The 8677-nt window shown below is 64.9% G+C and carries 5 protein-coding genes; 3 read left to right on the top strand and 2 right to left on the bottom strand.

Features of this window, described 5'->3' with window-relative positions; all coding sequences use genetic code 11:
* Positions 1-184 precede the first annotated feature (184 nt).
* The gene (locus ACI8AD_RS17305; protein ID WP_456871755.1) at positions 185-949 is read left to right on the top strand and encodes a GP88 family protein; all 765 of its coding nucleotides are present in this window, start codon (positions 185-187) and stop codon (positions 947-949) included.
* A gap of 892 nt (positions 950-1841) precedes the next feature.
* On the opposite strand, the gene ACI8AD_RS17300 is transcribed toward ACI8AD_RS17305, so the two are convergent.
* Entirely contained in the window at positions 1842-3992 is a 2151-nt protein-coding gene (locus ACI8AD_RS17300; RefSeq protein WP_456871754.1) for a DUF262 domain-containing protein, read from the bottom strand.
* Positions 3993-4135: 143 nt separating this feature from the next.
* Positions 4136-5287 (bottom strand): DNA cytosine methyltransferase, encoded by a 1152-nt coding sequence (locus ACI8AD_RS17295; RefSeq protein ID WP_456871753.1) that lies wholly within the window; start codon positions 5285-5287, stop codon positions 4136-4138.
* Between the two features lie 51 nt (positions 5288-5338).
* Here ACI8AD_RS17295 and ACI8AD_RS17290 point away from each other — a divergent pair, with 51 nt between their 5' ends.
* Positions 5339-5836: a very short patch repair endonuclease gene (locus ACI8AD_RS17290; protein WP_456871752.1), complete on the top strand. Its 498-nt coding sequence runs from the start codon at positions 5339-5341 to the stop codon at positions 5834-5836.
* Positions 5837-5875: 39 nt separating this feature from the next.
* Entirely contained in the window at positions 5876-8665 is a 2790-nt protein-coding gene (locus tag ACI8AD_RS17285; protein WP_456871751.1) for a DUF1156 domain-containing protein, read from the top strand.
* Positions 8666-8677: the final 12 nt, after the last annotated feature.

The following is an 8677-nucleotide window of genomic DNA, read 5'->3' as shown; positions in this document are numbered from 1 at the left end:
CGGCGACCGGGGGGTGCGCCAAACCCCGAGGGGGGGGGGGTTTTACCCGATTTTTTGTAATGGGGGGGTGGTTCAAATGGGGGGGGTGTACCAGCCGTTTTTGTTTTTGCCCCCCCCCCCCCCCCCCCCCGGGTACACACGTCGGTGAATCGACTGTGTCACCGGCAGGTGAGGAGGCACCGTGATGGGCGCTGACAGCGCTGTTTCACTGCGGCGGTCAGCGGTCCGCAAGATCACAAACCTGCCGTCGTCGAACGGCAAGAGCCCGCGGATCGCGAACAGCTTCGGTCTTCCGGCCGGCCCGGAGCACTCATGTCCCGGAGCGACCGCGACCTGCGAACGCGTGTGCTACTCGGCCCAGGCGGAGCGGTACACCACCGTTCGGGAAATGCTCTTCAAGAACCTGCGCGCGCTCATCGACCGCGACCGGGCGGGAATGGCCGAATTGCTGGCCGACATGATCGACGGCTTCCGCGGTGACTGCGCACGAGCCCGTCGCGCCGAGGCCGTGGTGCCCTTGGACTTCCGTATCCACTGGGACGGCGACTTCTTCTCCTATGCCTACGCCGAGGCTTGGGCCGACACGATACGAGAGAACCCGGACATCCGGTTTTGGGTCTACACGCGCAGCTTCGATCCAATCAGGCTGGACGTGCTCCCTGCACTTGCCGGCCTGCCGAACCTCACCCTGTACCTGTCCGCCGACCCCGACAACCTGTCCGCTGCAACGGCCGCCCTCGAACGTCACCCGTGGGCGAATCTGGCCTATCTGGCCGACACGTTCGCTCGCGGGGCGGCCGATTTGGCAGGCGTGCCGAGGAGGCGCTATCCCTGCCCGGAGAACGCCGGGCGCATCCCCCTGATCACTGACAAGGGCTCCGCCTGCGTCCGCTGCGGCATATGTCTCGACGGTCGAGGCGACGTCCTCTTCTCGTTCACCAAGCGATAGCCCGGCCCCCTTTCCGCGACGTCGCAGAGGGTAGGGGCCGGGAGCCGACGAGCGTCAGCGCGCGTCGTCGTCCCAACGCTGCTGCGCCGCCGGGAGCACCGGCCGCTGCTGCCAGAAGCCGGGGTCCAACCTCTGGACGGTCGGAAGAATGTAAGCGATGGAGGGCGAGCGATCGGCATACCTCGATCCGGTGCGACGGTCGGTCGGGCTCGACATTTGTCGTACCGGCATGATGATGTGTGGGTCGTCGGCTACCCGAGAGGAAGGGAAGATGGCCCGGTCCATCAACGACTGGTTCCAGGATCACTCAGATTCATCGCTCGGAGACCACCTGGACGACGAGGTCGTGCAGCGGCCAGCGCCTTGGGACCTGAAAGCGGCCGGCATGGCGACGCCCCGTTCCGAGCGCGGCCGAGCTGATGCCGGTGGCTGGCGAGGAAGCATTGGCCGAGGTAGTGGTGGGTCCGCGGCGAGGCGGGCCGGCGGCGCCCCCGGGACCCGGAGCGCGGCCAAGAAGGCCAAGAAGGTCGGGAAGGCTGTCCACCGTGAGGCATCAAAGCCACGAGATGCCGCGAAGGAGCTTGAAGCCACGATTCGCCGAGTGGCCAAGGCGAACCCGGGCGTCGGCTACAAGCGAATCGCGCGACACCTGAGGGATCACGGCATCAACGTATCGAGGGCCCAGGTGGCTCAGGTGTTGGCGCATCCGAATTCGTTCTGGAGGCGCAAGACGGCGCCCGTTCCGCCACCTCGCAAGCCCGGGGTCGTGTTCCGCGTTTCCGCAGGTGCGCAGCGGAGCCGCATTGCGCCCGCAACAGACCTGTGCCCTTCGTGTGGGGTGCGGCCGAGCGTGACCGGTGCTTGTCGCTGCTCCTAGGGGCATTGGCTCGGCTTAGGCGCTTGGAACGAAGGTCACCCGCTGCTCTTGCAGGTCCACGTTCGACGCTTTCCACCCTGCGTCGCGAATGGCTCGACCAAGTGCAGTGCCCTCGTAGCCGTACCAGTGAGGCATGTGGAGCCGTGCGGAGGGCGGCAGCGGGATACCAAGGACTTCTTCGACCTCCTCGAAAGTCAGAGGAATCTCGTCGCCGTCCTGCGCCCGCAGCCACGCCCACAGCTTCCGGTACTTGCCGGTGTGCGACGGCACGCTTGGATCCTCCGCTGCCTCGTTGACGGCGCCTGCGGACTCGTCCTCCCCAGGAGCCGCATCAGTGACGACGGCCGGCGACGGCGTTGCAGGGCGCGGCCACAGGGCCAGGATCCGATCGGTGAGCGCGCTCGTTCGGACACGGATGTCCTCCTCGGTCCAAGCCTCGGGGTGCTGCGTCACGAGCTTCGCGTTGAGCTTCAGGGCACTGTGCTCGAGCAGGTAGTCCCGCTTGCCCTTCCCGTCCGCGCCGGTCCACGGTCTGTTGGACAGAGCCGGGTTCAGTCCCCCGCTCACGAGAGTGAGATTGCCAAGCACGTGCAGCAGCCGGTCCCGCTCGATCGCGCCCGCCAGATCGTCCGGGTCCAGTGGCCAGTTCTCCCGCCACGCCTGCGGAAGAATGTGCTCAACGGTGAGTTCTCGGGGCGCCGGCTGTCCTTCTCCGTACGCCGTCCGCAGATCGTCCTCGAGCGCCTCCAGGAGCATCCGAACTCGCGCACGCACAAGTGACGTGTAGATCGGAGCCGTCGACAGGGATTGCCTCACCAGCTGGTCGCTAGGCCAAAGACGTGAATCCGCTGTCTGCTCGACCAAGAAGCTCTCCGTCCGGTCCCCGGCACCGGCCGGGCCAGCTTCATCGAGAGCCCGCAGCAGCTCGAGCACCACCAGGTTGACGTTCTTGCCGGTCAATCGCGCCAGAGTTCGACCAACCAGCCAGGACTCGATGGCATTGAGCGCCTTGTCGCGTTGCTCGGCCGGCAACTCCTGGGCCGACCACCTCATCAGCCAGAGGAACACGGGCATGACGGCCCGGGTGTCGAGTGCACGGATTACCCGGTAGTAGAAGCGGGCGGGAGTCGACGCGGCAGGCAACGAGTCCAGGCTGGAGAAGACGGCTGCGTCGGCCGCCAACTCCGCGAGCAGCCCGGGCAGCTCATTCGCCCGCGATGTGGCGACCTGGTCCCGGAAGTCGATGAAGATGCGGTCGGCCGGCACCTCCCGCAGTAGCTTCATGACGAGCCAGTAGTTCAAGAAGACGTCGATGCGAGGTCGGTAGAGACGGCCCTGAGCCGTCAATTCACGCCAGTAGTCCTCATCGAGCGGCTTCCAATACTGCTTGTACAGGCCGGCCACGTCGAGCTGCTGGGTCTGAGCCATCTGGAAGAGCAGGTTCTTCACCAGGTCTGTGGCCAGGAGCCGGGAGCCTCGGTGATTGAGCGTCTCGAAGATGACCTGTGCGTTGTCGCCTGGCTCGAGGTCGATGACTACGAGCTTCAGATGCGCGTGCAACGCCTGGGCCAGCGCCTTGAGCCGCGCCGCAGCCTTGTCGGGGTCACCGGCCGGCTCGCACCACTCCGTGATCTTCCGAACGAAGAAGGCATGCGCTCGCGCGATCCGTGACGTGGCCAGCTCCGGCGAGACCACAGCGTCGTTGTCCATCGCCGCACGGAAGGCGTCCTGGTCTCGGTCCGTCGGCCAGACCTTGTAGACCTCGTCAGGGTGCTGGGTGACCTGGGGTTGGTTGAGCACCAGGACCTTGAGTGTCTCGGCGTCGAGAGGAGTGCCGTGCTTCTCGGTCACCTCCTGTGCCGCATCGAGCAGCAGCTGCAGGGTCGTCAGCCGCTGTTGTCCGTCGATGACGTGACGCACTTGGATGAAGCCCGAAAGATTCTTCTGCTGATCCACCACGATGGCGCCGAGGAAGTGGGGAGACACGGGAGTCGCTCCGTACCCGGACGGAGTCTCGAGCACCTTCTCCGCGAGCGTGCGGACGTCGTCCCAGAGTGGAGCCCACTGTTCCTTCTCGTCCCAGACGTAGGGCCTTTGGAAGAGCGGGACGACGTAACGGATGTGGCTGCCGAAGATCGCCGCAGGTGTGTGCGTCTGCGCCTGCACGTCAACTCCTCCGCAAGGGGATCGGGCAGGAACACCGCCCCGGCCGTAACACATGCCGACTCCGAGTCCCCGTCAGATTGCATCTCACCACGAGACACCCGGCGATGACAGAGCGTCGTAGGCACAGCGACGCGGCACGCGTCTCAGGCGACCCATACAGACTTGTCCTCTACGGCGTCGGATCGGCGCAGCCCCATGGCGTCAGCCAGGTGGTTCGCGATCGCTCGCCCCAGAGGGATGGGGACGGCGTTCCCGATCTGGCGGGCGATCGCGGTCTTGGAGCCCACCCAGCGGTGGGTCTTCGGAAAGCCCTGAATCAATGCCGCCTCGTAGTGCGTGAGGGCACGGTCTTCCGTCGGGTGCAGGTACCGACCCTTCTCCGGCTTGAAGAATTCCGTCCGGATGGTGACCGCTGGCCTGTCCCACCGGAGGCGTCCCATCACGTCCGCGGAGCCTGTCGTGTGCTTCTGCCAGCACGGGGGAAGCAGGTTCTCCGGGATGTCGAATCGGTTGCCCTCCGGAGGGATGGAGCGAATGCGAGCCATCGACGTGGCCGTATAGGTGCGGCCCACATGCAACTCCACCGTCGAGAAGGGGCCCGGACGGAGCCGACCGTCCACCAGCATGCTCCGCGGGGGAAGCTCGGTCGACGACACTCGACGTCGAACGCCCTTCAGGACTTTCGACAACGGCACGTGCCGACCGGCATGCGTCTTGGGTGGGAGCCCGGGTGCAGGTAGGTCACGGTGGTGCCCTATGAGGATCGTTCGCCGGCGGGCCTGCGCAGCGCCGAAGTCGGCCGCGTTCAGCACACCGGCCTCAAACGCATAGTCGGCCAGCAGCCCGCCCGGCTGCGTAGCCTCTCGAAGATCGCCAAACTGTCTCGACGTGAGGAAGGCGCCCACGTTCTCGAGGACGAAGTACCTCGGCGCCGCCCTGACGATGGTCTCCGCGTAATCCCGCCAGAGCGCGTTCCGCACGTCCTCCGCGTCCTGCTTACCCAACGTTGAGAAGCCCTGGCACGGCGGGCCACCGATCACGACGTCGACGGACGGCACCTCGTGATCCGCGAGCCAGTCACCGATCGACCCCACGTGCACGAGGTCACCGAACGTCGCGGCATAGCTCGCGGCGGCAGCGACATCCATCTCGACCGCCCGCACGGTCCGGAACGTCCCGCTCGCGTGGAACCCCTCTGTCATCCCCCCAGCGCCGCTGAACAGGTCCAGTACCGTCGCTCCCGAGTTCGATGGTTCGACGCCCGATGGGCAGGACGGGGCGAAAAGCGGTGGCACGCGCGGAGGCTAGCCGGCCGCACCCACAATCCCGAACCGACAGACCGGGACATGGCCGAACGTCCTAGTCACAGCGGCCGACCTGCGCCCTCGGATCCGTCGGTAACGTCCCGGATGTCTCGCCAGGCCAGGCGGGACACCATGCCGGAAGTCGCCCTGCGTCGAGAGCTCCACCGCCGGGGTCTCCGGTTCCGGGTCGACTGGCCACTGCCGGGGATGCCGAGACGACGAGCCGACATCGCCTTCACGCGCAAGCACGTCGCCGTCTTCGTCGACGGCTGCTTCTGGCACGCCTGTCCCGAGCACCGAACCGCGCCAGCCACCAACGCCAGCTGGTGGGCCGCGAAACTCGAGACCAACGTCCGCAGGGATCGTGACACCGACGAGCGCCTCAGGACCTCGGGATGGACCGTCCTCCGCTTCTGGGAGCACGCGGAGGTCGCCCGTGCAGCTGATGCGGTTGAGGCTGCTGTGCGGGCACCGCTGGGGCCCGCTCCCCCAGATGAGCCAGTCGCGTGCGATCACAGCCCGACGCCTGATACGAAGTGACCAGCAGTAGCGAAACAGCAACGGACAGGATTCAGCACCGTGACGCAGCGCCGGAAGCTCATCGAGGTCGCTCTGCCCCTCGAAGCAATCAATCGGGAAGCGGCCCGAGAGAAGTCGATCCGACACGGCCACCCCTCGACCCTTCACCTCTGGTGGGCCCGTCGTCCCTTAGCTGCCGCACGAGCCGTCCTATTCGCACAACTTGTCGACGACCCGGCATCGAGGCCGGAAGCTGACGCTATCAGCGACGATGACGAGCGCGCTGCATGGATCAGCACCGAGCGAACTCGACTCTTCCGACTGATTGAACAATTGGTAACTTGGGAGAACTCGACCAACGAGCACGTTCTCGCCCAAGCGAGGACCGAGATAGTAAAGTCCACCGACGGCAACCCTCCTATCATTCTAGACCCGTTCGCGGGTGGTGGGACCATTCCTCTTGAAGCCCAAAGGCTGGGATTGCAGGTCCGCGCATCCGACCTAAACCCCGTTGCCGTACTCATTAATAGGGCGTTGCTGGACTTCCCCCCGCGCTTCACTGGCCGCGCTCCGGTCTTCCCCGGCGCAGTGACCGACACTCTTGCAACGTGGCCTTCGATGACCGGTCTCGCCGACGACGTCAGAAGGTACGGTTCTTGGATCCGCGAACAAGCAATACAGCGGGTTGGGCACCTTTATCCCCCCACTACACTCCCGAACGGTGTTAGCGCGTCTGTCATCGCGTGGGTTTGGGCACGCACCGTTCAGTGCCCCAATCCGGCATGCGGGATTCGCATGCCACTAACGCGCTCATGGTGGCTGGGCAAAAAGAAGGGCAAGGAGGCATTCGTAGTACCGGAGGTCCTCGAAGGTGTCGTTCACTATCGGATAAGTACGGACGCCAAGCGCGGCCCTTCCAAGGCAGACGACGGAACCGTAGGACGCACGGGGGCGGTCTGCGTAGGATGCGGAACCGCCGTCGATCTGGCCTACATCCGGGGCCAGGGCAAGGCTGGATTGATGGATTCGCAGCTCATGGCCACGGTTGCGGAGGGTCAGCGGCGGCGCCACTACCTTGCCCCGAACGAGCAGCACGCAGCAGCGGCACGGGTCGACCGACCTTCCGCACTACCGGCGGGCAGACTGGGCAACGACCCCCGCGCGATAACGGCGCCGAACTACGGAATGACCGAGTTTGCGGACCTGTTCACCAACAGGCAACTGCACACGCTATCGACCTTCAGCGACCTAATCTCTGAGGCGCGCGACAGGGCGTACGAAGATGCACTGAGCGCGTCGCCGGGCGACATGCCCGAGGGCGAACGCCAAGCCGACGCGCGCGACTACTCGAACGCAATCGCAACGTACCTCACCTTTGCCTTCAGTCGCGTTCTCAACAAGTCATCATCGATTTGCGGTTGGGACTCGAGCACAAAGGTGGAAGGGGTCCGTAGTGTTTTCGCTCGGCAAGCAATCTCTATGGTATGGGACTTCGCTGAAGCCAATCCTTTCGGCGGCGCCGCAGGTGACTATTTGCTTGACCTCGATTGGGTTACCAAAGTAATCGCCAATCTGCGAGGCACGCAGCCCGCAGAGGTCATGCAAGCCGACGCAGCAAGCCGGGACTACGGAGAGGCACTTGTTACGACAGACCCGCCCTACTACGACAACATCGGCTACGCGGATCTGTCGGACTTCTTTTATGTGTGGTTGCGCCGCCCACTCCAACCGGCCTTTCCGGATCTCTTGAGCACGCTGATGGTCCCGAAGGCTGAGGAGCTTGTAGCTAACCCATACCGACAGGGCGGTAAGCAGGGCGCTCAGGAGTTCTTCGAGGACGGGTTCAAGAGAGTCTTCGCGCGAGCTCGCTCCTCGGCCCGGACCGATCTCCCCACCGCGGTGTTTTACGCCTTCAAGCAGGCTGACACGGATGGGGTGGAGGTATCTTCCACCGGCTGGGAAACCCTGTTGGACGGGATGGTCGGCAACGGCTGGACAATCACGGGAACTTGGCCCATGCGGTCGGAGCTTGGCAACCGCCTTAGAAACCGGGAAAGCAACGCACTTGCTTCGTCAATCGTGCTCGCACTGCGCCCCCGTCCCGCTGATGCACCCGCAATCGATCGCCGCGGATTGACCGCCGAGCTGCGGAACGAGCTGCCAGCCAGACTTCGCGAGCTTCAGCAGGGGTCAATCGCTCCCGTGGACTTGCCACAGGCCGCGATCGGCCCCGGTATGGCGGTCTTTTCTAGGTACTCCAAAGTGATCGAGGCCAACGGCGACGCTATGTCCGTTCGAGCGGCGCTGCAGGTGATTAATCAAATTCTGAGTGAGGTTCTCTCGTCGCAGGAGGGGGACTTCGACTCCGGCACTCGCTGGTGCGTCAAGTGGTTCGAGTCCTACGGCTTCGACCCGGGCCCGTACGGAGAGGCAGAGACCCTGGCCTCGGCATTCAACACCTCCGTCGGCGGCCTCGATCGCTCGGGAGCGCTGTCTTCTCGTGGAGGCAAGGTGCAACTCTTCGATCCAGCCGCGCTTCCCTCGCACTATGACCCGCGCACAGACGATCACATCACGCTGTGGGAGGTCGTCATCCACCTCGCCAAGACACTTGATGAGGAGGGGCTCGAATCCGCTGGCCTAGTTATGGCTAGGGCTGCCACGCGCATTGACCTCGACGCGGCCAAGGAATTGGCTTATCTGCTCTTCTCGATTGCCGAAAGGAAGCGCTGGTCCAGCGTCGCTCAGCTGTTCAACATGCTCGCGGCGTCCTGGGCGGACGTCCTGGACGCTGCGCGACGGAAGGCCGACACCGCCAGCGAGCAACTCGTGCTTGACACGGCGTACTGACAGGGAGCAGCG

This window comes from Geodermatophilus sp. SYSU D00766 (assembly GCF_054049915.1).
The sequence above is the reverse complement of the archived record's forward strand: the minus strand, read 5'-3'. Positions and strand labels throughout refer to the sequence as shown.

What these genes read in the sequence shown, in the direction of transcription:
- ACI8AD_RS17305 (WP_456871755.1), top strand. Translation starts at nt 185, where the DNA reads ATGGGCGCTGACAGCGCTGTTTCACTGCGGCGGTCAGCGGTCCGCAAG.
- ACI8AD_RS17290 (WP_456871752.1), top strand. Translation starts at nt 5,339, where the DNA reads ATGGCCGAACGTCCTAGTCACAGCGGCCGACCTGCGCCCTCGGATCCG.